The organism is Salinisphaera sp. G21_0, from assembly GCF_017744115.1.
Classification (GTDB): domain Bacteria; phylum Pseudomonadota; class Gammaproteobacteria; order Pseudomonadales; family Endozoicomonadaceae; genus Endozoicomonas.
This window is the reverse complement of record NZ_JAGHQW010000006.1, coordinates 19,687-43,478: the sequence shown is the minus strand read 5'-3', so window position 1 is coordinate 43,478 and position 23,792 is coordinate 19,687. Positions and strand designations below refer to the sequence as shown.

General features: G+C 48.8%; 21 protein-coding genes. 10 read left to right on the top strand and 11 right to left on the bottom strand.

Annotated elements, in window-relative coordinates; genetic code table 11:
- Positions 1-15 precede the first annotated feature (15 nt).
- Genes guaD through alc form a run of 5 tightly spaced genes read right to left on the bottom strand, consistent with a single transcriptional unit; the run spans position 16 to position 3,820 of the window.
- Positions 16-1,329, bottom strand: a complete 1,314-nt coding sequence (guaD, locus tag J7439_RS04475) for a guanine deaminase (RefSeq protein WP_209276224.1) — start codon at positions 1,327-1,329, stop codon at positions 16-18.
- The gene (locus tag J7439_RS04470; RefSeq protein ID WP_209200629.1) at positions 1,329-1,856 is read right to left on the bottom strand and encodes an ureidoglycolate lyase; all 528 of its coding nucleotides are present in this window, start codon (positions 1,854-1,856) and stop codon (positions 1,329-1,331) included. Before J7439_RS04470 ends, guaD begins: the two co-directional genes overlap by 1 nt.
- A 52-nt stretch (positions 1,857-1,908) precedes the next feature.
- The gene (uraH, locus tag J7439_RS04465; RefSeq protein ID WP_209200628.1) at positions 1,909-2,247 is read right to left on the bottom strand and encodes a hydroxyisourate hydrolase; all 339 of its coding nucleotides are present in this window, start codon (positions 2,245-2,247) and stop codon (positions 1,909-1,911) included.
- Complete coding sequence (uraD, locus tag J7439_RS04460) at positions 2,244-2,762, bottom strand: 2-oxo-4-hydroxy-4-carboxy-5-ureidoimidazoline decarboxylase (protein WP_209200627.1); 519 nt, start codon at positions 2,760-2,762, stop codon at positions 2,244-2,246. Before uraD ends, uraH begins: the two co-directional genes overlap by 4 nt.
- Positions 2,759-3,820: an allantoicase gene (gene alc, locus J7439_RS04455; protein WP_209200626.1), complete on the bottom strand. Its 1,062-nt coding sequence runs from the start codon at positions 3,818-3,820 to the stop codon at positions 2,759-2,761. Before alc ends, uraD begins: the two co-directional genes overlap by 4 nt.
- Before the next feature lie 176 nt (positions 3,821-3,996).
- Between alc and puuE the strand changes: the two genes are divergently transcribed.
- Positions 3,997-4,929, top strand: coding sequence for an allantoinase PuuE (puuE, locus tag J7439_RS04450; protein ID WP_209200625.1), 933 nt, complete (start codon positions 3,997-3,999; stop codon positions 4,927-4,929).
- Between the two features lie 32 nt (positions 4,930-4,961).
- Positions 4,962-6,038, top strand: a complete 1,077-nt coding sequence (locus J7439_RS04445; RefSeq protein ID WP_209200624.1) for a patatin-like phospholipase family protein — start codon at positions 4,962-4,964, stop codon at positions 6,036-6,038.
- Between the two features lie 154 nt (positions 6,039-6,192).
- On the opposite strand, the gene J7439_RS04440 is transcribed toward J7439_RS04445, so the two are convergent.
- Complete coding sequence (locus tag J7439_RS04440; protein WP_209200623.1) at positions 6,193-6,732, bottom strand: arylesterase; 540 nt, start codon at positions 6,730-6,732, stop codon at positions 6,193-6,195.
- A gap of 178 nt (positions 6,733-6,910) precedes the next feature.
- Here J7439_RS04440 and J7439_RS04435 point away from each other — a divergent pair, with 178 nt between their 5' ends.
- The 3 genes from J7439_RS04435 to J7439_RS04425 all read left to right on the top strand — a co-directional run bounded on the left by J7439_RS04435 (position 6,911) and on the right by J7439_RS04425 (position 10,824).
- The gene (locus J7439_RS04435; RefSeq protein ID WP_209200710.1) at positions 6,911-7,663 is read left to right on the top strand and encodes an ABC transporter ATP-binding protein; all 753 of its coding nucleotides are present in this window, start codon (positions 6,911-6,913) and stop codon (positions 7,661-7,663) included.
- Positions 7,664-7,665: 2 nt separating this feature from the next.
- Positions 7,666-10,206 carry an ABC transporter permease gene (locus J7439_RS04430; protein ID WP_209200622.1) on the top strand — a complete coding sequence of 847 codons (2,541 nt, stop codon included), beginning with the start codon at positions 7,666-7,668 and terminating at the stop codon, positions 10,204-10,206.
- Positions 10,207-10,377: 171 nt separating this feature from the next.
- Positions 10,378-10,824 (top strand): hypothetical protein, encoded by a 447-nt coding sequence (locus tag J7439_RS04425; protein ID WP_209200621.1) that lies wholly within the window; start codon positions 10,378-10,380, stop codon positions 10,822-10,824.
- Positions 10,825-10,997: 173 nt separating this feature from the next.
- Here the strand turns inward: J7439_RS04425 and fliO are convergent, their stop codons facing one another.
- Positions 10,998-11,402: a flagellar biosynthetic protein FliO gene (gene fliO, locus J7439_RS04420; RefSeq protein WP_209200620.1), complete on the bottom strand. Its 405-nt coding sequence runs from the start codon at positions 11,400-11,402 to the stop codon at positions 10,998-11,000.
- Positions 11,403-11,877: 475 nt separating this feature from the next.
- On the opposite strand from fliO, the gene J7439_RS04415 reads away from it, so the two are divergent.
- Positions 11,878-16,164 carry a hypothetical protein gene (locus J7439_RS04415; protein WP_209200619.1) on the top strand — a complete coding sequence of 1,429 codons (4,287 nt, stop codon included), beginning with the start codon at positions 11,878-11,880 and terminating at the stop codon, positions 16,162-16,164.
- Positions 16,165-16,216: 52 nt separating this feature from the next.
- Here the strand turns inward: J7439_RS04415 and J7439_RS04410 are convergent, their stop codons facing one another.
- Positions 16,217-16,618, bottom strand: coding sequence for a hypothetical protein (locus J7439_RS04410; protein ID WP_209200618.1), 402 nt, complete (start codon positions 16,616-16,618; stop codon positions 16,217-16,219).
- 161 nt (positions 16,619-16,779) lie between these two features.
- Between J7439_RS04410 and J7439_RS04405 the strand changes: the two genes are divergently transcribed.
- The gene (locus J7439_RS04405; protein WP_209200617.1) at positions 16,780-17,388 is read left to right on the top strand and encodes an N-acetylmuramoyl-L-alanine amidase; all 609 of its coding nucleotides are present in this window, start codon (positions 16,780-16,782) and stop codon (positions 17,386-17,388) included.
- Between the two features lie 14 nt (positions 17,389-17,402).
- Here the strand turns inward: J7439_RS04405 and J7439_RS04400 are convergent, their stop codons facing one another.
- Positions 17,403-18,200 (bottom strand): phytanoyl-CoA dioxygenase family protein, encoded by a 798-nt coding sequence (locus J7439_RS04400; RefSeq protein WP_209200616.1) that lies wholly within the window; start codon positions 18,198-18,200, stop codon positions 17,403-17,405.
- A 40-nt stretch (positions 18,201-18,240) separates the two neighbouring features.
- The gene (locus J7439_RS04395) at positions 18,241-18,759 is read right to left on the bottom strand and encodes a hypothetical protein (protein ID WP_209200615.1); all 519 of its coding nucleotides are present in this window, start codon (positions 18,757-18,759) and stop codon (positions 18,241-18,243) included.
- A 193-nt stretch (positions 18,760-18,952) separates the two neighbouring features.
- Here J7439_RS04395 and J7439_RS04390 point away from each other — a divergent pair, with 193 nt between their 5' ends.
- Entirely contained in the window at positions 18,953-20,146 is a 1,194-nt protein-coding gene (locus J7439_RS04390) for a class I SAM-dependent rRNA methyltransferase (protein WP_209200709.1), read from the top strand.
- Positions 20,147-20,171: 25 nt separating this feature from the next.
- On the opposite strand, the gene J7439_RS04385 is transcribed toward J7439_RS04390, so the two are convergent.
- Complete coding sequence (locus J7439_RS04385; RefSeq protein WP_209200614.1) at positions 20,172-20,828, bottom strand: histidinol-phosphatase; 657 nt, start codon at positions 20,826-20,828, stop codon at positions 20,172-20,174.
- Between the two features lie 156 nt (positions 20,829-20,984).
- On the opposite strand from J7439_RS04385, the gene J7439_RS04380 reads away from it, so the two are divergent.
- On the top strand, positions 20,985-22,913 hold the full coding sequence (locus tag J7439_RS04380; protein WP_209200613.1) for a hypothetical protein: 1,929 nt from the start codon (positions 20,985-20,987) through the stop codon (positions 22,911-22,913).
- Positions 22,914-23,193: 280 nt separating this feature from the next.
- Complete coding sequence (gene rppH, locus J7439_RS04375; protein ID WP_209200612.1) at positions 23,194-23,685, top strand: RNA pyrophosphohydrolase; 492 nt, start codon at positions 23,194-23,196, stop codon at positions 23,683-23,685.
- Positions 23,686-23,792: the final 107 nt, after the last annotated feature.

The following is a 23,792-nucleotide window of genomic DNA, read 5'->3' as shown; positions in this document are numbered from 1 at the left end:
CAGCACTTCCGGCTTTCAGGCTTCCTGACCCATGATGATGGTTTGTTCAATGACCCGGTCATCGCCCATCACCATCAACACGCCAAGCAACTCTTCCAGTGCCCTTTGTTCGCTGTAGGCACTTATCTTTTCCGTTCTAAATTGAAGCATTGGGGTAGCCGCCGGATTGAGCACCAGAAAATCCGCTTCATTGCCTGTGCGGAAGCTACCGATCTTGTCGTCAAGATGAAGTGCCCTGGCACCTCCCAATGTGGCCAGGTAAAAAGCTTGAAGCGGCGAGATGGTTTCCTCCCGCAACTGAGATACCTGATAAGCGTCTTTCATGGTATTGAGCAGGCAGAGACTGGTTCCCCCACCCACATCGGTACCAAGACCGGTGGGGATACCATGGGCCTTAGCCCGGTTCAGATTAAACAGCCCGCTACCGAGAAACAGGTTGGAGCCCGGGCAAAAGGCGATGGATGAGCCGGAACTGCCCATTCGCTGCCAACTGTGGTCACACAGGTGGACGGAGTGGGCAAATACGGACCGGGGGCCCAGCAAGCCATGCTGATCGTACACATCCACATAGTGTTTGCTGTCCGGGAACAGTTCCTGAACCCAGTCAATCTCTTTCGGGTTTTCCGAGAGGTGGGTGTGCAGATAAAGACCATCATGTTCCCGCAATAATCGGCCAGCCATCTGCAACTGTTCCGATGATGAGGTAGGGGCAAAGCGCGGGGTCACTGCATACGACAATCGCCCTTTGTTATGCCACCGGTTGATCAATGCTTTACTGTCTTCGTAGCTGCTTTCAGGGGTATCAAGCAGATAGTCAGGGGCATTACGATCCATCATCACCTTGCCTGCGATCATACGCAGATTTCGTTGATGGGCTTGTTGAAAAAAAGCATCAACGGACTGAGGTGCCACGGTACCAAACACCAGGGCTGTGGTGGTTCCATGGCTTAGGCATTGGTCCAGAAAGAACCGTGCAATCTCACTGGCATACTGCTCATCAGCAAACTTCTGCTCTGCCGGAAATGTGTACTGGTTGAGCCAGTCCAGTAACTGGACACCGCAGCCTGCCAATACTTCAAGCTGTGGATAATGTACGTGTGTATCAATAAAACCCGGAACCAGAAGGCGACCGGTCAGGTCTTTTATTTCTGTTCCGGCGGGCAGATTCTTAAAGACCTGATCGGAGGGACCGCATCGGGTTATCAGACCATCTTCAACCAGAAGGGCACCGTCTTCGAAAAACTCCCAGGAGTCCTCTGAACCCTGTTGTTTTGCCGGATCCTCCAGAAAGTGCAGGACAGAGGCTCGCCAAACTACCGATTGACTCATCATGGCACCTCCACGATATACGGCACAGACATCAAGACCTCATCACAGTTATCACCGGGTCCCTTACGATCAATCACCAGATACTCTTCTCCGCCATCATCTCCACCAGCAATGGACAGCAAAGGGTGATGCCAAACACCAGGGTGGTAGGTGACTCCCTGTTTACCGTTGGTGAGAAAGCAGCGAATGGATGACCACTCGGGTGTTGAGCCGTCACTGGAGTCAGGGGCCACCACCACCAGAAAGCGCTGGCCTGCCAGGGGCATAAATGTCTGGCTACCCAGTGGGTGTCGTTCTAGCAGGTCCAGTTGATAATCGTGGTTAATCGGGGCTGTTTTATAGATATGTATTGTCGTGTAACCCTGATCGTCCGTGGTGACTGATGTCAGGTCGCTGTATTTCTGACAACGCCCCTGATTGATCACCAACGGTACATCTCGGGTTTCGAGTACATCACCAAAAGGTTCAAAGGCTTCACGGGTCAGTATTTCCACCTTCAGCGTCTGGGCTGGTATTTCTTTATCCATAAGCCTTGTTCTCGTTCTTATTATATTGAGTCAATCAGCTGCTTGTGATGGCTTAACTACCCCGATAGGTAGAGTAGCCATAGGGTGATAACAGCAGCGGCACATGGTGATGACGGTCATCACTGACTTCAAAAGTCACCACAACTTCCGGATAAAAGCACTGGACTTTATGCTTCTGGAAATAATCCTTAATGGCGAAATGCAGCTGATAAACCCCTTTGGAAAGGTTCAGGTCATCTGTCGCCAGGTTTGGAATGCGACCATCATTGTTGGTGACGCCACTGCCAACTGGGTTCCAGTTATCTCCTTCCTGTTTTGACAGGGAGACAGGGACTCCTTCTGCCGGTAAGCCGCTACCGGTATCCAGAATATGGGTGCTGATGCCGGTCATGCCATTGGCCTCCATTCAATCAGTTTGTTCAGACGTAGCCGGGTTATCTTATGTTGCTCGGCAGCGGCAATCTTCAGTTCATGTTCCGGCTGGTTATTCAGCCGGTCATTCAGCAGTGACAGCATCTGATCCGCTGACTTCCCGGTGGCACAGACAATGAAGATATAGCCAAAGCGGGTTTCGTAAGCGGTGTTACCTTCTGCTAACGCCTTGAGTGTTTCGTCACTGGCAGTGGCTGCGCCTGATTGCTCATGACCGGCCATATCACGGGTGTTGGCGTATTTTGCTTTCAGGCTGTTTACGTCGCCAATCTTCGGGTGGCCTGCAAAAGCCTGTAGATAATCTTTTTCTCCACAAGCGGACCAACTGGTGTCCGCTGTGGATAGAAGCTCATCCTGACTGGAGTACGGTCGGTTGTTCGCCATGAATTCCAGCCAATGATCACTGGTACAGCATTGGCGGAAAAAATATCTGGCGCTATCAATATCCAGACTGTTCAGTTCATCAAGTGTCATGAACTACTCCCCTCAACACCGCTCTCATAACCGCTCTCAAAGCCAAGAACGCGAAGCCTTGATACACCCCCATCAGGGAATATATTCAGACGCACATGGGTGTATGGTTGTTCCGTGTTCTGCAACTCATTCAAGAACCGATGGTTGCGATGAGCATGCAGTTTCTGTTCCGGAAGAATGGTATGCCATTGCACAGGATCCGTTGCATCTTCAGGGTTATCCCCAGCAAAGGTACAGGCCTCCAGGCTGCAACGGTCAGGGTAGTTACCCTTGAAGTGCAAGGTATCCACTTCTACGCGATGAATAGTGCCGGGCAGAGCCAGCTTGACCATCATCCAGTCATTACCGCCCTGCCGCCGACGTCTGGTTTCCCAGCCATTATGCATATCGACACCACGCCCTGGCAGTAACAGGTTTTGCATAGGGCCGAAGAATGAGTCACTGCAGGCTACGGAGCGGCCACCGTTCATCAGTGCCGCCAGATCCAGGGGCTCACCCGGTAAGCGATGGCGCTGATCAAGATGAACCTTGCCATAAACCCGGAGACGGGCAACACCACCATCCGGGTAAATTCTCAAACGAATATGGCTGGCTACTCTTGGTTGAAGAGCGAGCTGATCCAGAGTAATCAGGTTTCTGCAATCGGGTTTTACGTCCACCCGATCCGTCAGCGGTAGCCAGTTGCTCTGTTCGTTGGGATCAGCGTCATCAAGCAGGTAGTCCAGCTGCACCGCGCCGGGGGCATTACCTTTAAAGTGACGTGTATCAATATCCAGCGCTTCGATTTCACCCACAGCAGCCAGGCGCACAATGACCCAGTCACAGCCTTCATAACCCGGTGCATCGCGACGACGACGTGACTCCCAGCCATCCATCCATTTGCCGTAGGCCGTATATTTTTCTGGCAGAAATATAGGGTCCTCTGCCAGTAGCAGGTTATCTTTTTCGGCAAAGAAATCATCGCTGCAGTCGAGAACATCCCCACCCAGCGCACGGGCTGCCAGATCAATTCTTGTCTGCTGCCACTGTGCGGCGAGATCATCAGAAGAGTTATTCATTAATGTGTTGAACCTGCTGTTATTATTTTTCAGTGCATTGATAGCGGCAAACTTGTATGAGCCTTGTACCACTTTATCCTGATAGAATAGGTTTTATTATTTGACCATTTAGTCAATTTTTTGAGCATTTATGCCATAGAACCCATCAGGCAGGCAATAAAAAAATGGAGAGCCCAATGAAGTTCGACCCTCTTTTAACGACAGATGACTACCCAAGAGACCTGATAGGTTATGGCAAAACGACGCCTGATCCCCAGTGGCCGGGTAATAGCAGAATAGCGGTTCAGTTTGTTATCAATTACGAAGAAGGCGGCGAGAACTGTATTCTTCACGGTGATGAAGCATCGGAGGCATTTCTCTCGGAAATCATTGGTGCTCCGGCTCATAAGGGCATGCGTCATATCAGTATGGAGTCGATCTATGAGTACGGTTCAAGGGCCGGGTTCTGGCGACTTCACCGGCTGTTCTCCCAGAGGCAGATACCGGTCACTGTGTACGGTGTCGCCATGGCCATGGCACGCAATCCGGAAGCTGTCAGCGCCATGATTGAGTCCGACTGGGAGATTGCCAGCCATGGTTATCGCTGGATTGACTATCAGTTTATGGACGTTGATGAAGAGCGTCGTCATATGCAGGAAGCGATTCGTCTGCACACCGAAGTGACCGGTAAGCGCCCAACCGGTTGGTATACCGGACGTTGCAGTCCAAATACCGAGCAGCTGGTAGTGGAAGAGGGAGGTTTTTTATATCACGCCGATAGCTATGCGGATGACCTTCCCTACTGGGATACCCGGTTTGATAAACCCCAGCTGGTGGTTCCCTATACGCTGGACTGCAATGATATGCGTTTTGCCACCGCCCAGGGTTTTAACAGCGGCGATCAGTTCTTCAGTTACCTGAAGGACGCTTTCGATGTACTTTATGAAGAAGGTGCTACTGCTCCCAAAATGCTGTCGGTAGGCCTTCATTGTCGTTTGATTGGACGACCGGGAAGAGCGGCAGCCCTGGCCCGTTTCCTGGATTATGTGCAATCCAGGGAGCAGGTATGGCTATGTACACGGGAACAGATTGCCCAACACTGGCATACTCATCATCCTTATAATCGATAACACTGGTTGGGAATTTTCAGGGGGAGCGGTGTATGGGCAGTCTGATTGATATTCAGGCCGGGGCAAAGGCATTGGAAAGTATTCGTGCCAATGGTTTGCCCCAGGAGAGTGTCAAGGTCATGGTAGGCGCTTCTGGTGGTCCAAAGTGGTTTGTGCTCAGTGGCCTTGATAAAGCCCTGCTGGGTGAATACTTCAGCCACAGAACATCACCGCTGGATCTGATTGGCACCTCTGCCGGCAGCTGGCGCTTTAGCTGTTACAGCCAGGATGACCCTCTGGCTGCCCATGAGCGTTTTGAACAGGGCTATATTTATACCAGTTATTCCAGCAAGCCAGATGCTGCTGAAATAAGTCGTAAAGCCAGGGAGTTGGTAGAAACGATCGTTTCCTCCGATAGTGTCGGACAGATCCTTGATAATCCGGTTTTTCGTTTTAATCTGATTGCCGTGAGAAGCCATGGACTGGTCGCTTCTGAACGCAAACCGCTACAAATAGCGGGCCTGGGGCTTGCCGCTACGGGAAACTTGATTAATAGAAAATATTTGTCGTCATTTTTTACCCGTACTCTTTTCTATCATCCAGCCTATGACACTTCAGAGAAGCCTGCTTTTTATCATGCCGATGATCTTCCGACTGAGCGTGTGCGACTGACGGCAACCAATCTGGTGGATGCCATTATGGCCTCTGGTGCCATTCCTGCGGTGATGAAGGGTGTGAAGAATATCTCTGGTGCGCCCGCAGGCTGCTATCGGGATGGCGGGCTTACCGATTACCACTTCGATATGCGCTTTCATCAGGGTGATGGTCTGGTGCTTTACCCACACTTTTACTCAAGGATGATTCCCGGCTGGTTTGATAAGGCCTTAAAGCATCGCAGGCCGTTGCCACAGAATACCGACAATATGGTACTGGTTTCGCCGTCACAGGCATTTGTTGACCGGCTCCCCTATGGAAAAATACCTGATCGTAATGATTTTGCCCGATTTACCTACGACGAACGGGTGCGTTACTGGCAGCGGGTGGTTAATGAGAGCAAGCGGCTGGGGGATGAATTTCTGGAACTGGTTTCGGGTAATAAAGTACGACAGGTGGCTAAGCCCCTGGTTTAACCACCATAAGGAACTATCCTGAAACAACTTCCACATTTCCGATGTACCCAGTAAAGAAACAACCCTGCCACGGAGGCGCGGAGAAAAGAAAAAATCTTTTCCTCTGTGACTCCGTGTCTCCGTGGCAAAAAGAGGAAGTTATTCAGTAAGGGATTCACTGCTGCAACCGGGGTTGCAGCTCAGGCCATACATTGTTTAACAGGATTGGCTGGGCGGCTTCCGTCGGGTGAATCCCGTCCGGTTGATTGAGTGAATCATTGCCTGCAACGCCATCCAGGAAGAAGGGAATCACTGGTATGTCCCACTTTTTACCCAGCCCATGAAAAGTTTCTGTAAAACGTCGGGTATAGACCGGTCCGTAGTTGGGTGGGATCTTCATTTCAAAGAGAATAATGTCAGAATTGTATTCCCGGGTCAGGGCGATCATCTGATCAAGGTTGGATTTGATGGTTTTCAGCGGCTTTCCCTGCAGACCATCATTGGCACCGAGCTGCAGTAACACCAGGTCCGGGTTGGTCTGTGCCAGTGTTTTTCGGAATCGGCTCAGGCCTCCGGCGGTGGTTTCGCCACTGATACTGACATTGGCAATTTTCCAGGGGTACTGATGGCTGTCGATTTTTTCCTGAAGTAATTGCACCCAACCCCGATTGATATCCGTAAGACCGTAGGCAGCACTAAGACTGTCGCCATACACTAATAGTGTTTTTTCTGAAGCTGACAGATTGATGGCCGGAAGGGACATTAAAACAAGAGTAAACAGCCTTGAGCTGATAGAAAGCCTTGAGCTGATAGAAAGCCTTGAGCCAATAGAAAGCCTTGAGCTGATAAAAGGCTTTGAGCTGGTGAAAAGACGACGAAATAAGGATTTTCTCATGAATGATGCGCTCTCCGGTTCCCGCCACACTCTCACCTCTGAGACCGCCGCTGAAACCACTCCATCGATAGAATCTGATTCACTGGCGGTGACTGCCTCAGGTCTGGAAAAGACCGTGGTTGCCCGTGATAACCGACTCACCATCTTGTCCAGACTTGACCTTCAGGTCAAGTCTGGTGAATCCGTTGCGATTGTAGGGACCTCCGGCTCAGGCAAGTCAACGCTGCTGGGTATTCTGGCAGGGCTGGATTTGCCCACGGCAGGCAGTGTCAGCCTGGCCGGAAAACGCATTGATCATCTGGATGAAGATCAGCGGGCAACCGTGCGCGGGCAGCATACCGGGTTTGTTTTTCAGTCATTCCAGTTACTTGCCAACTTAACGGCGCTGGAAAACGTTATGTTGCCCCTTGAGCTGGCGGGTGTGGATAACCCCGGTGAGCGGGCCAGGAAACTGTTAACCCGTGTCGGTCTGGAGCACCGGCTGGAGCATTACCCGAAACAACTGTCCGGTGGTGAGCAGCAGCGGGTCGCCATTGCCAGGGCATTTGCCGGGGAACCGGATATTCTCTTTGCCGATGAACCCACCGGCAATCTGGATGAGAAAACCGGTGAAAGCATTATTGAACTTCTGTTTGAAGTAAATCAGGCCAGCGGTACCACCATTATCCTGGTTACCCATGATATGGACCTTGCCAGACGGTGTCAGAGAATACTGAAATTGCACGGCGGTCGTCTGGAGGCGGTGGTATGACGGTGAATAGTTCCTCCGCAAGTCTTAAGCACAATAAGGTTATCCACAAGCCGAAAAGTACCTTCGGACTCGCCTGGCGCTTCCTGCTCAGGGACTGGCGCTCCGGTGAACTCTGGCTGCTGGTGGCGGCACTGTTGATGGCGGTTGCGGTCAGTACTGCCATTGCTCTGTTCAGTGATCGTCTGCAACTGGCTCTTGGACGACAGGTGGCAGAAGTACTGGGTGCGGATATGTTGATTCGCAGCTCGGGACCGGTGCAGCCAGTGATTCTCGAAGCAGCCAAAAAGCAGGGTTTAAAGTTATCCACAGTGCTTGAATTTCCCTCGGTGGTGATGGCCGGGGATGAAATGCAGATGGTCTCTGCCAAGGCTGTGGAAAACAATTATCCACTGCGTGGGCATATTCGCACGGCCGATCAGCCCTTTGCCCCGGACCAGATCGTCAATGACACACCCAATCCGGGTGAAGCCTGGCTTGAGCCCAGGCTTTTTCCTTTACTGGGCGTGGCTATCGGCGATCAGGTGATGCTGGGGAATACCTGGCTGACCATTACCCGGGCAATCACTCTGGAAACCGATCGGGGAGGTGATTTTTACAGCTTTTCACCCAGGCTGATGTTCAATATGGCGGACCTGGACAGCACCGGCATTATCCAGCCGGGCAGCCGGGTCAGCTGGAAAACGCTGATGGCAGGAGAGCTTTCATCACTGGAACAATTCAAGGCATGGTCCAAAAGTCGTCTGGATACCAGTGAACAATTGATGATGGCCGACGACAGTCGACGTGATCTGCGCAACTCGGTGGTGCGGCTGAAGCAGTTTCTTGGCCTGGCCAGTATGGCCGCGATGCTGCTGGCTGGCGTTGCAGTGGCCATGGCCAGCCAGCGGTTTGCAGAGCGCCGTTTTGATAGTTGTGCGGTGATGCGTTGCCTGGGAGCCAGTCGCCAGCAGGTGCTGAGACTGTTGCTTGGGGAGCTGGCTTTTGTGGCGGTGCTGGTGGCGCTTCCCGGCGTATTGATTGGCTGGTTGCTTCAGGAAGGGATTGTCCAGTTGCTCAGGGGGGTATTGCCCGCCTGGCTGCCTGCTGCGGGTATCATGCCGATGGTGATTGGTGGGCTCACCGGGGTGATTACCCTGGCGGGCTTTGGGCTTGCACCACTGTTACGGCTGCAGGACGTTTCGCCACTGAGGGTCTTAAGACGTGACCTGTCGCCTGCGCCGGCTGCTTCCTGGCTGGTATACGGTTTCTCGTTAATGGCGGTGTTTCTGCTGCTCTGGTATCACACCGGCGAGGTGGTGATGGCGCTGATTCTGGCCGTGGCTTCGGGAGCGGTGCTGATGATGATCTCCCTGGGCGTGCAATTGCTGCTTACTCACCTGGGCAATCGTCAGAGGCTTGCTGCCCTGCCGGTGTTCTGGCGTCCCGGGGTCAGCAGGATTATCCGGGGTAAAGGCAAGACCTCGGCCCAGCTTCTGGCATTTACCCTGACCTTTATGGCCATGGCGGTGGTGCTGCTACTGCGCACCGATCTGCTTGATCGCTGGCAGAATGAGTTGCCGGACGAGACGCCCAACTACTTTGCCATGAATATCCAGCCGTCTGAAGTTGACGCATACTCCGAGTTTCTGACCATTAATGATGTGAATACCAGTCAGCTCTATCCGATTATCCGTGGTCGTCTGGTTCGCATTAATGATGTGCCCGTCAGGGAGGCAGTAACCAAAGAGCAGGAGAACCATAACGCCCTGAACCGTGAATTGAACATGACCTGGTCAGAAACGTTGCCGGAAAATAACCGGATTGAACAGGGCGAATGGTGGGAACCCGGCAGTAATGAGGGCCTTTCCATAGAGGCAGAAATTGCTGAAAACCTGGGTATTGATCTGGGTGACCGGCTGACGTTTATGGTGTCAGGCAATGAGTTTACTGAAACGGTAAGCAGTATTCGTTCGGTCCAGTGGGAGTCTTTCCGGCCTAATTTTTACATGATTTTTCCTGAGGCCGTTTTACAGGATCTGCCGGCTAACTGGTTGAACAGTTTCTATCTGGATGCAGAGGATAAACTGCTGCTCAATGGTTTGGTCACTCAGTTTCCCACCATGACCTTACTGGACCTGGACGCAGTGATTAATCAGGTAAAAAAGATGCTGGCGCAATCAACCATTGCTGTCGAAGCAATGCTGGTAGCACTGCTATTGGCAGGGTTGCTGGTGATGATGTCCGTGATTGAATCCAGCATTGATGAACGCCTGCACGAGGGCGCATTGATTCGCTCACTGGGAGGAACCCGTCGTCAGCTCTTGATCATGCAGATCGGCGAGTTTGTTCTGTTCGGTATTCTGGCAGGTTTACTGGCAGCCTGCGGTACCGAGCTTGCCAGCTATTTGCTCAATACCCGGGTTTTCCAGTTGCGTTGGGAACCTGCCTGGTTTATCTGGTGTGCATTACCCCTGTTTGGTGCCGCTGTTCTGGGTATTGCCGGATGGCTGGGGATTCGCCGGGTCATCAGTCAGTCTCCTGCAAATATTTTGAAGGAGGTGTGAGCCAAATTGCGTCTGTACAAAAAGTAAACAGGCGTTGTTTTGTCCAGTAACAGTAAGGGATAAAAGGACTTATCCACAGCTCATTCAGGGAGTTGATCAGGGAAACTGTGGAAATCTGTTCACTATCTGGATTAACCTGAAGAAAACATTACCTCAGGGAAGGAGGTTACGATGGCGTGGGTAATTGATGGCGATGTCAAAGGGCTCAGTGGACCGTCTGCACGGGAAGACAGTTTGGAAGGAGTGGCGACTGCGGTCTCTGCCGATTCGCTTCCCATTGAGGATGAATCCTACCTCTGTCTGTTATGCCTGCGGGACAGTACCGAGCGTATCATCATGCTCTACTTTAATTACCTCAAGTTGCGCCAGGAAATATCGAGAGACACACCTGCAGTGCTGATCGGTATGCTGATGGTCATGCAGGAAAAACACCAGGGTCTGCAGGAGAAGCTGTTGCATTACTACCCGGATAATATGGCCGCTGGAAAATGGCACGATCGGGATGAGCAAAACGAATGTCTGGGGTATCTCAGTGAAGATAACCGGCAATCCTTACAGCAGATCTGTCTGACGGAAATGAAGATGATGATGTTGATATCACAAATGATGGAACGCTAGGAGGCATTGACAGGTTGCGCACAGGTTTATGTGGATAACCTGTGCGTTACCTGTATAAGTCCTGTTGCCAGTTATGAATAAGTTTATTTGTTTACAAGCAGGTGTGGAAAAACCGAAAACAACAGTCAGGCAGTAAAGCCCCGAAGATCAAGATGAGTGGATTAACTGGGCTGTTAATCGTGGCTCCCTGAACCATCCGCTATCTCAGAGGATTTATCACCATCCGTTTTGGAGCGCAGGAGTTTTTTAAACTGCTCTGCCAGATCCGTCTGCCCTTTGATCTGACTTCTTTCGACGACCGGGGCATCAAAATCTTTCAGCAGAGTGATTTGGTTAGGTGTGATGCCAATAAGAAGATCTTTGCCACTCACCCGAACCAGAGTCAGGCGTGACTGATTGGTTAGAGGCGCACTGGATAATAACTCGATATCTTTTCCCATGGCCGGCAGTTTGGGGTTAAGCCGCTTGACCAGCCAGGCCAACGCAAAAATCAGGCTGACCACTATCAGCATGGGCATGACAACCTGAAACAGATCCAGCTCACTGACCGGATTGGCAGGCTCTGCTGTCTCTGCCATCAAGCTGGCGGGCAGAAATAACAGGAAAGTGTAATATTTGCATAATTGTCTCATGATAATGACTATAAAGCCCTCCCGGCTCAGAGTGCAAGCTTCTGATTTGGTTTATATTCTGCGAAATGGTGAAATCCCTTACTGCTCATTGGCTCACCTTTTTAAATCAGTGATTTAAAATGGACTGCCAAGAAGTGGATCAATTAAGTAGTTAACCAAATATCAATAACTTAATAGTATTGGGGGATTTTCTATCCTGGTATATTTATTTCTTAAATGAACTATTGTCCTCAATATTGATCAAAGTAGTTGGAAAATCATTAGAACTTAATCAGGTTTAAGATGTGATTTCTTAATGAATACAATGACCGTTGCTTGAAGTAAGCAAAACATTAAGTCCTTGTGGAATACAGGAAATCCTTAGGCTGATTTACACCTCATACGGTAAAAAAATCTTTCCAGAGTATTTAAGGAGTTAAAAATGGATAATGTCGGGAATAAAGGTTATGGAACAACAAGCTCTTCTCCTGGTGCCGGACCCTCTGAATCTACAGGGCACAGGCATGAAACGGGTACTCATGAAAGTTATAAACATCAGGCTAAAAATGATAGAACAGGACAACCTGTTCCATCGCAGCAATTCGCAGGTCGTCCCTGTTCAACAAGGCTGGCGGGGCCTTCCGGAGTTTCAGGCAGCACGGGGCCCGGTTCTGTAATCCGCGGTATTTCAGGATCTCGACTTGCATCAAAAACCTCTGCTTATTCAATAAGCCAACAGACTGCAGTTACCCGGTTATCTTCACCCCACAACCGGAGTTCTGCCGCTGACTCCTCTGCAAAGTCTTTGAGTGATATTGCCAGGGTAATATGTAAAATCTTCAATAAAGGAATTCACCCAAAACTCCAATTTATGAGTAATGTAACTGAACAGGAGGTTCATAATGCTGTGTCGACACAGCAAAACTCGGTAGCAGTCATGGAGTGTTTAAAGAATTTGAAACCTGATACGACGTTAACTTTCCCATACAAATTGGCCCTCGAAGAGGTGGCCAAAGCACACATTCTTTCCAATTATGACATGATGCCCAATTCTGAAACTGGCTCAAGAGCAAAGGAGTCTGAGTCAACAGTTGAGGGGAATAGGCAAAAATACTCACCCAAGTACGACCTGCGAGCTCAAACCGCTGCCAATAGACCGTTACAACCAGTGGCAACACACGCTCCTCAACTCCCGAAAGTAAAAATTAAATGCCCGGTACTTACTCGATCCAGGCAATCACCGGGTATGGGAACTCAAGGAGAAATACAGGATTCCCGGGCAGATCGGTTAAAACCACAGGCTCAGCAGCGTGAGCACATTCAACCGACTATAAATAAGCTAGATCGTCCACTGACAACGGTTGCAGATCAATCTGATGGTGCTTTCCTGGGTCTGAGAGATGAGGATCTGACCGAATCTCTCTGCTTTGACATCAAGAATGGCTTGGCGGCTGCCAATTGGATAAAGCATGCCAGACAGTCTGAAGAACTGCGTCCAAAGGTCAGTTCACAACGTGCTGCTGTGAAGAACGTTACGCCCCCGGTTATCCAGACTGATTTACCAGGGGCTCATACATCTACTCCGCTAACGTCTAATGCTTCAGGCTCCTCCACTTTCCGTTTGCGCCCATCGGCAGAGAAAAAGCAGGAAATCCCGCTTATTCCACCCAGCTCTCACTTCCGGCCAATCAGGCCTGAAGCAAAAGTTGCTGCCACTTCCGCTTTGACAGAAGGCATGAATCTACCGAAAGCGCCAGAGCCCAGCGGAGCAAGGCGAAAGCATCCAATGCCGGGAGCGGGCAGCAGGTCTCCAGCACCGGTAACCTCGGCAAGGTCCGATGCTGCCTTGACAAACGTTCCACACAGGCCTGCTCAGCGGGTAACTCAGAGTTCACCGGAAGCTGACTCTAAACACTTGGGGCATGCAACTGAAGATCAGGTAGTACGAATAGCCCGAAATCTTGGAACTTATGTCCTGGATGTGGAGACTCGTAAAAAAATTATCGACATAATTAATTCACTAGACCTGGACGAGCATACTATCGAAAAAGCTGCTGGACGCCCGTGGGAACAGGGTACACCGGAGGCTTTGCTGTTATTGCAAACGGAGTATGCCCGCCGGGAAACAAGCCCGCCCGCTGGCCCTTCTGTTGAGGCTGGGCACGGTTCAGCCTTAGCAGCAGCATCGTCTAATGCTGATAGCCCTGAGAATTCTATTTCTGATTCCGGCGCGTCGAAACAAGTCATAGAAGCTGTTGGAGGTCGTCACACCATTGACCCTGACTCCAGACTTTCTGAGGAAGATGAAGGCGGTTACGACATAATAGAGGCTATTTCGGAGGCAATGAATGAAGAGGTAGGGGTTCTTTCATCTCCTCACAGCTCAGGTACATCTAGCCCACGTAGTTCATCCAGTCCACGTAATTCATGGCAGCTCGTAGACACTAAACAAGATGAGCATGGTCGTACTGAATATCTTATCCGCGCTGAATCTCAAGCTACTCATTGCCCAGGCCATCAGCAAAGACAGGAAGCAGAGCTTTGGGTCGCCCTGGGCATAAAAGACCCGACTCCCTCTCTGTTATATGATTTTAGGAATCAAAAGGTGGTTTCGTCAGCGCTGCCTGATCAATCCAGGCCTGTCAGGATTACTGAGGAGCAAAAGCAAACCATCATTAAAAAATTTGAAAATGTATGCCCTGAGCTTATGAATGCCTCTACCAGGCAAATGATAAGGAGAAATATTGGTACTATTCAACTGACTGCCGGGCAGGTTGATGCAGCCCTTCATGAGGGTAGGGAGTCACTTGGTAATATTCTGGTAATGTGTAAACAACAGGATTCATTACGACCAGATCAAGCCGCTTCTCCAAAGCGTAAATACGAGGGTTTTGTGCAAAATCAACGTTCACCTGTTTCAGTTTCCAGAAATAGATTCGGTCATTCTCGTCATACGAATGATGTTACCGATGGTTTTGTTGCAAGACCCGGTCAACCGGGTATTTTGCCTGATATCGGAGCCGCAGCTGTTCATGCCCGCAGGAGTATCACTAATCCAGGTGAAGCAACGGTAAGAGCAGCAGGTATTCAAGCAAGAAACAATAACTGTGGCCTTGCATCCTTCTTTATGTGTCTTTCACATGATGGCGTGCTGGATACCTTGATTAGTGATGCCAATAATAGAATTAAAACACTTGATAATTCAGGGAATTTTGATAAAGCCAGATCCTTGGAAAGGTTAGTTAACCTACTGAAGAAATTCAATACTGGTGGAGATATTGATAAATATATTTCAAATGATGAACTTGATAATATCAGATTACAATTTAGCCTGATAGCAGCCACATTGAATAGTGATGCTGTGGATACTGCTTTCAATAATAATAAAGGGCAGCGTGTAAATTTTGTGGTTGAATCGGCATTCGACAATAGCGCAGAATTAACAAACACTGACAATAAAAAAGCGACAATTTCATTAGCAATATCAGCAGTTCCCAAACAAGGTTCATTATACGCTACGGTTGTCTCTCTACCTGATCCATCTAGAGGTTATATGCTTCTCAGAGGCACTCCTCTGGTTGAAGGTCAACAACTAACTAAAGCTAATCTTAAGGATTTGAAATTTGTACCATTTGGAGAACAACTGGAACACAATGAGCTTATAAACAAGATGCTCAGTGAAATCTATGGGTATTTGAATACTGAAGCCGAGCCGTTACAAAGTATATCGCAATTACAGCGTGTACCCATGTCACTCAAACAAAAAGTCACCTTGATTGAGATGCATCATGATCGTAAAGAATTAGAAAGAACTGCAAAAAAATCAAAAAATTTTGATGTTACCGTAAAGGATGAAGAAGTTCCTGGAAATTTAAAACTCAAAAAAAGTGAAACCAAACCTCATGAGTACAACAGGAATGTTACCGGAGAGACTATTAAATATTATCATAATGAAAATGACATCCTGAGTTTAAAACTGACGTTTGAGCACCATCATGTAGATAATGGTGTAAAACGCAAGATTTTCGAGTACTTTGATGAGGACGGAAATCTGTCCGAGAAAATCATCATTGGAATGGATAAACACTGTCTAAGTGATACTCCTTTCGTTCGTTCCAGAGAGTCAGATAAAGTTGAAAACGGAGAAAGAATCAAAGTTGAAGAAGTGCTGACCGGGTATTCAAGAAACACTCCATTTGCAGGAAATTTAATAACAACGAAAATAAAGAGAGCGGATAACTTTCAAGATTTGATCGATATCTTTATTGATGGCTTGAAGGATAAATATAGTAACGGTGCTTTAAAAGCACTTTTACCGGAGGGAAAAGATGATTGTCCGGAAGTCATATTCATGATCATACCTAATGAGGGTAAACACAAAAGGTGTAAATTAGACTGGCAAAAGGATGTTAGCCTGCCCACGTTGCAAGGTGACAAAAAAATCACTTATGGAGCCGATGCCATGGTTACGATTGCTGAAAGCCACTTTTTAGCCTGGCTAAGAGATCGTAAAAATGGGCTGCTTCACTATACCGACTCCATGGGCGATAGTGAAAAAGATGTTACGATTCCTATGGTGGTTACGATGCCGGATCAGAATACAGAAGCCGCGCTACAACTTGCTGACCAAAAGGTCAATGGCATTCATAGGCACTTCAGAGAAGCCGAAAGAAAGCTAAAAGTGCTTGATAGCCAGATAGCTTTGGTGATGTTAAAGCGAAAAGATTAAAGAACGCTGAGCCATTTATTGAACAATAAATGGCTCTTTTTTTGCTCCCTTTTCAGATTTTTGCGGCGTCTGCCCACTGCTCAATGTCAGGCTCAAGGTAAGCATGCTCCAGCGCTTCGATAGCCCAGTCCTGTTTTTCCGATAATTTTCTTAGCAGTCGAAGAGAAACCACCTGAACGGCGGGTATCTGGCTCCAGATACTTTTAGTCAGGCATCGCCAGTGGTTGGGTTCCAGACGTTTTGGCTGCTCCAGTTGCGTTTTGCAGGTTTCACAGAGCATCAGACAGTAGTCGTAATCTGGTTCGCCGGGAACAGGCTCTATCTCATAGATGGACAGTGGAACGCCGGACGCTTCACACAGTTCACATTTCGATTTTGCCCGCCGTGCCAGATCCTTTCCCAGCAAACTCAGGGCACTCTGTCGCTCCTGATGCTTTAATAGCCCTTTGGCCATGGTTTATCCTCCAAAAATTTCTTTATCGTTACATCGTGACCGCTTGCAGTCTCTGGATAATCAGACAATGATAAGTTGATTGATATCTGGCTGGCTGCGAGCTTATGACTCTGAATGTGAACAGGGTAAAAACTGCGAACAGGGATGACTGGTTAATTCCTGTGGATTATCTGGTAATTCATTATACAGCGGTAGACCTGAAAGATACGCTGGACATTTTTATGAACCCTGAGTCCTGTGCGTCTTCACATCTGGTGATCGATACGGATGGTGAGATTTATGAACTGGTTGACTGTCTGGATGGCCATGTCTATCGCGGTTGGCATGCAGGGGTTAGTGAGTGGGAAGGCGTTCAGGGGTTAAATGACTGCTCTATTGGCATCGAGCTGGTGAATTATAACGGTAATGTATTCCCGTTTACCGAAGCACAGTACCGGTCGTTGCAGCAGGTGATGGCCAGGTTCAAAGAACACTATCCTGATTTGCGCGACCCTGAGAGGGTGCTTGGTCATGAGCATATTGCCGGCTTTCGTGGCAAAGCTGACCCCGGCATACTGTTTGACTGGCCCCGTTTTTACCGGGAGAACTACCAGGGGCTAGAAGCCCCCTGCCGTCCTGCGGTATGCCCGAAAGCACTGCAAGAGAGTTTGCTGCAACTGCAAAAGAGTGAGCCTGAATTGCAAACAGAAAAAAGTCAGTTCTGGCGTTCGGTCAGTTTGCTGACAGAAACGACCATTCGTCTTATTGCAGAGGCTAAGACAGGCTCTTGATGCATCAGTCCAGACTATGTTGATCCAAGACCCAGAAGCTGTTCTCCCACGGGCGTCAGTTTAGCGGGTTCACCGGGTTCCGGGTCCTGTTGATACGGAAAGTTACGCCAGCGCTCAGGCGCTCTTTTGTCACGCCATAGCTGAATACGCTCTTCCCGGTTATCTTCGGTACCCGCCGGGAACATGGAGATATATTGGGTCAGGCGTGGCTTTGAATGGTGGTTCAGGCTGCTGGCATGGGGCAGGCGTGAGTCCCATAGAATAAAGGTTCCGGCCTTGCCCGCCAGATGGACAATATCATGGCCTTTCAGCTCTTCATCGGTAAAGAGTAGAGAGTCACGATCAAGTGTCGTTTGTTTCCCGGTGTAAAGGCTGGGAACACAACAGAATGCCCCCTGATTTTCCGCCGTATCCGTCAGGTAGAGAATCCCCTGGTATCTTGGCAGGAACACTTTTTCCGGATGGCTGTCCAGGTGGATCTGACTGTCGTCTTTCTTATCCGGGTGCTCCGGACGCCAGGGGGGTTTGAAGGAGGCTCGATCCAACCTTACCCAGAGATCGTCTGTCTTTAAAAGGTCAGCATACAATCGGTAGACAGGCTCATACTGGCGGATATCCCAGAATGCCTGATGATGATGAATGGGCACAATACCATTACTGCCCAGGTTTTTCCGGTACCAGGTTGTGGGATCATCCAGATTAACCTCCAGAAAGTCGGTAATGGCTTTGATAACGGGCTGGAGTAACTGCCCCGGCACCAGGTCAGGGACGATAATGTAACCTTTTTCCTGCAATTCACTTTGATCAATCATTACTCAGGTCCCTCATTCAGTGGCTTTTGCTGGAACGAGTTCAGTGCAGCGTTGACTCCAGTGTCTGAGCCTCATCAAACTCTGAAGGCAGGCTGTCATCAAGGCTATCCAGCAAGGCCATAACTGTTTGGCGGATAATATCCGTGTTCTTGTTCAGCTCATGGTATTTGACAATGCTGATCAGCATTTGTGCCAGGGGATAAATCCGAAGATGTTTTTTAATATCGGCTGGGGATATTTTTCCTGTTGCCCCTTCAACGTAGTCATTGGCACCCCGGGTAAATCCTTTGTGGGCTGACTCGAGAAGGTCCATCGTTGAGCGGTTATCGGCCCTGTCCAGCAATGATTGGAGCAGGGTGTTCAATGGTTCTTCGTCGTTGTGGGAATTGTTATGGGACATCTCTACAGCTCCTGTGAAGGTTTTGGTAGAGACTAAAGTTCCATTAAAGGTGTTGGTATCCGTATATTTGCCAATGTCATAATGATCATTACCGGTTTTCTGGTAAATGCTTTTGGTTTTTTCATTGCCCATTCCTCTGCCAGCAGCTGGGTAAGCCATAATGCGAAACAGGCGAAAGCCTGTGCGTCTTCCCTTTATCTGGTTTTTATCTGGACCTGTTCTGGCGTTGGATGGGATGGCAGGGCGTGATTTTCGGTTCCTGGCTGATTCTGGCTTTGACGCCTGGATTATCTCTCAGGCTTTACCGGTATTCCAGCCTGACGGGATCTGCCTGAATGAAAAGGGTTCGCTCATGATATTAAAACGATTACGCCTGAAGAATAAGGCTGACCGCCGCCTGAAACTCGGGCACCTGTGGATATACAGTAATGAAGTGGATACGCAGACCACACCACTGAGCAGCTTTGCCGTGGGTGAGTGTGTGCTGGTTGAAAATGCCTTTGGCAAGACGCTGGGTACGGCTTATGTGAACCCCAATAGCCTGATCTGTGCCCGCCTGGTCAGTCGGGAAGCTGACCGGCCACTGGATAAGGCGCTTTTGATTCACAGAATTAACGTTGCTCTCAGTCTGCGCGAGCGATTGTTTGAAAAGCCCTATTACCGGTTAGTTTATGGTGATAGTGACGGATTGCCCGGGCTGGTGGTTGACCGGTTTGATGAGGTACTGGTGGCGCAGATATCCACGGAGGGTATGGAGCTGGTTCGGGATGACGTTGTTGAAGCATTAAACCAGGTTCTGAAACCTAAAGGTATTTTGTTCAAGAACAGTGGCAATGCCCGCAAGCTTGAAGACCTGCCCCAATATGTTGAGGTAGCTTCCGGAACCGTTCCGGAAGTGGTGGTGCTGGAAGAGAATGGGGTCAGCTTTCAGGCTCCGGTGATGGAAGGCCAGAAAACCGGGTGGTTTTATGATCACCGGCTCAATCGGGACCGCCTGCGGCATTATGTAAAAGGCAAACGGGTGCTGGATGTTTTCAGTTATGTGGGTGGCTGGGGCATTCAGGCGGCGGCTTTCGGGGCGGATAAAGTGACCTGCGTCGATGCCTCTGCCCTGGCATTGGAAAATGTTCATGCCAATGCTGAACTCAATGAGGTTCAGCATAAGGTGGACACTCTGCAAGGTGACGCCTTTGAAGCATTGAAAGCGTTGAAAGACGGCCAGGAACGGTTTGACCTGGTTATTGTTGATCCGCCCGCCTTTATTAAAAAGCGCAAAGATATTAAAGCGGGTGAACAGGCCTATCGTCGCATCAATGAGCTGGCTATGCGTTTACTGGAGAGGGATGGTTATCTGGTGGCAGCTTCCTGCTCAATGCATTTGCACCGGGATAATATGATCGATTTGCTACGGGCTGGCAGTCGTCATATTGACCGTAACCTGCAGATTCTGGACCAGGGGCACCAGGGACCGGATCATCCTGTGCACCCATGCATTCCGGAGACGGACTATATCAAAGCGATTTTTGCCCGGTTAACTGTTCAATAAATAGCCTTTAAGATTCATAGAGCCACTAACGGAAACTGATAACTGGCCAGCCATGGGCTTCTGCAAAGCTTTTGAGTTCCGGGTCAGGGTCGACAGCGACAGGGTTGTCGACCTTCTTCAGCAGCGGCAGGTCATTTTGAGAGTCGCTGTAGAAGTAGCTGCCTGCCATTGAGTGCTCCGGGTGCTGGTTAAGCCATTCCTGCAGGCGGAGTACTTTCCCCTGCTGATAGGTGGGGATTCCGGTAACGTTGCCAGTATAGCGGTTGTCGCTGATCTCCAGGTCAATGGCCAGCAGGGCATCTACCTTGAACTGGTCAGCAATGGGTTTGGTCACAAAGCGATTGGTCGCGGTGATGATCATAATATAATCACCACGCTGGCGATGGTGTTCTATCCTGGCCAGCGCTTTATCCAACAGGATGGGGCTGATAACCTGTGCCATAAACTGACCATGCCAGGTGGCAAGCGCTTCCAGGGAGTATTGTGTTAATGGCTCAAGGCAAAAATCCAGATACTCCCGGATGTCCATAACCCCCTGTTGATACTGTTTATAGAAACGGTGGTTACCTTCCCTGAAGCTTTCACTATCAACCAGGCCATTAGCGGCCATAAACTCTCCCCACAGGGCATCACTGTCACCAGCAATGAGAGTATTGTCCAGATCAAAGATTGCCAGGGTCATTGTTACTCCGGTTTATTATTAAGGCCGAGTGTTTCCTGAGGGGATTATACAGGTTCTTTACCAACCCAAAAGCAATTACCCAATTCTGAATATTAAGTTTTTTGAATTTTTTATTACCAAGACTGTCTAAGAGTTTTTTATAAATTGAGTTTTGTTATGGAAAGAAACAGTGGTGTACTATCTGTTACGCCCTATGGCTTGATGAATTATTATGATCACCGCAAAACCGTTCAGACTGATTCATCTGTTTTTGGCCAACGTCAAGTATCAAATTGCCACCCTGAAGCAAGAACAACAAATTATCTGGCTAATGTGAAGAGTCATGATCCAGAACATTGGATCAGGCAAAATCTGTATAACCTGCTTGATGAAAGCGGAGGAGGTTTAGCTCCTAATCCAGCCAGTTATTCTACTTCTCTGAGTCATTTAGATGTCCTGCAAGGCCATCAAACTCCTGTGGCGTCGATGACAGAGTTATCCCCATCTACGCCTGTTGCAACTTGTCTGGCGGATCAGCCAGGAGAAGGTCTCTCTTCTGTGTTTCCGCCAACTGACTGCATCATACCACAGCAGTTTGCAGAGCCTTGTGTTCAACCAGTGGATAATAGCTTTAGCCATTTATGGAAGCAAAGGCAGGTGTCCAACACAAGGCTTGAAACTGTGGATGGTTATTTAAGCAAACCCACCCCATCGGGAGATCATGTTGCATCAGCTCCTGTTTATTTGATGGAAAACCTGAGTATCGGTGAGCAGTCTGGTGCAGTCAGTTTTCCGAACTTTTGTCCACCGGAAGCAGAAGCAAGTGCTGACCCTGTACAAACACAGGATCTGGCATCTCCCCAAACACCTCATGCAAATGAATCTGTCTCTTCGACCAACCATGATGAAGAAGTGTCTATCACTGCACAACTGGAGTCATCGGCGGCGGATGTTCAAAGCTCTCAACAACTTCCAGCTTTTTTGAGAAAAAAAATCCTGATTTCCCATTGGGGCTTATTGGAAAGGTATGCAAAATCCCAGAAAGGAGGGAGCAGTCAACGGGCTAAAGCGTGGCAGAACGCCCTTGATTTTGCCCTGCAGTGCTCTGAGGAGGACTATCACTACAATTTAAATGTGGCGAAAGCTTTAACAAGACTCAAGAATATGGACCAGGCAAAAGAGATTTTGCTTGATCAGCTGAATAAGTCTAATGATCAGAGATATCTTTTAGGTGTTAACAAACAGTTAGGATTCTTATTTTATAAAGAACGGAGCTACGTCACTTCTATAAATTTTTATATGCGTGGTTTTGCCAGCACGGTGGATGTCCCTGATGATGCATACTCATTTATACATTCAGCCATGAAGCAAATTGTCAGAATGTGTGATGACAAGCAATTTGTAACAAATGCTGTTTGCTGGTTTAATAATCTAAAGCCAAAGTCAATAGCCAATAAAGTAAATATCTTGAGTTTTATCTTTCCACTCTATTATTCATCTATGTCTTTCTTAGAAGCTTCACAGACTTCCACAGCGTATCTGTCGCCTGATCAGATGAAATGGGCCATTACTCGATGGAAAGATCTGGAATCCCTGGCTTCGGGCCTGAAGCCAGAAGATCCTAATTGGTTTGCGTCCTGGACTTGTGCCATGAATTTTGCTTTGGAGTGTACAAAGGTGAATTATCATTTCAACCTCAATTTAGCAATAGCATTAACCCGGTTGAATCAGCTGGATATGGCCATCAACACTCTGTTCCAGCAGTTGCCTGTGGCTGAATATAACAATGACCTCACGTACCTCATGGCCATAAATAAGCAACTTGGGTTTATCTATTTCAGAAAAGGTGAGTATCTGAACTCCATTTATTACTATATGCTTTGCTATGATGGCTCAAGAGCTTTAGCCGACAAGACCTACCAGTATATAACCACCGCCATGAGCGCTTTCAAGGACTGCGTAAACTCTGAATTCAGTCGTTCGGCAAATGACTGGTATGACCGGCTTTACTCACAATCAATGGAAGACAAACGGCTGTTCTGTAATAAACAGCCCTCTGTTACAAAGAACCCCTTGTTACCTCTGGATTCTGCATCCGTGCAGTAGGACAGTCTATTTTCGAACAGCCTTCTGGTACATCATGTCAATAAGTTTGATAGTTCCAATCGCCATTCACCCTGAAGGTTTGCTGTGTTGTATCCGTTTGTGAAACAATGCGTGATAAGTAATAGTTTAAGTGGCCACCGACAAGTGATTGCGTCTAAATCCTGTTGTTCTTTGAACAGTCAGCTTCATGCCCCGTTTTAGTGTGGGGTTATGATTATGTTCCTGGAAGTGGGGGGGGGTATTCGTACCATAGGATGGTGGCTCTAAGGTAGCCATATACGTGATTGACATCGATGGATTCAGGCCAAATGTAGGCATTATCCTGGCGAATCATCACGGTCAGTTATTGTGGGCTCGGCGGATCAGGCAGGATGCCTGGCAATTTCCCCAGGGTGGTATCAATGATGGGGAGACGCCGGAAGATGCCATGTACAGAGAGCTGTTTGAGGAGATAGGTCTTCATCCTGAAGATGTAGAAATCCTTGGCTGCACCCGGGGGTGGTTACGTTATCGTCTACCGAGACGACTCGTCCGCCGGGATCAGCAACCGCTGTGCATCGGGCAGAAGCAGAAATGGTTTTTGCTGAAGCTGCTGAGCAATGATGACCGTATTCGGGTTGACCACACGAGGTCTCCGGAATTTGATGGCTGGCGCTGGGTGAGTTACTGGTACCCTCTTGGTCAGGTGGTTTCTTTTAAACGGGAAGTCTACAGGCGGGCGCTGAAAGAGTTGGTACCCAGAATTGGGAAGTTACAGTCCAAAGGGGGGTGACAGGTTGTCAGGAGGCTGACGTGGAATAAACTGCCCTACTGCGGCGGCAGTAAATTGGTCTAAAAAGTCGGAATTTTTTAGCAAATAGAAGCACTATTCATCAAAAA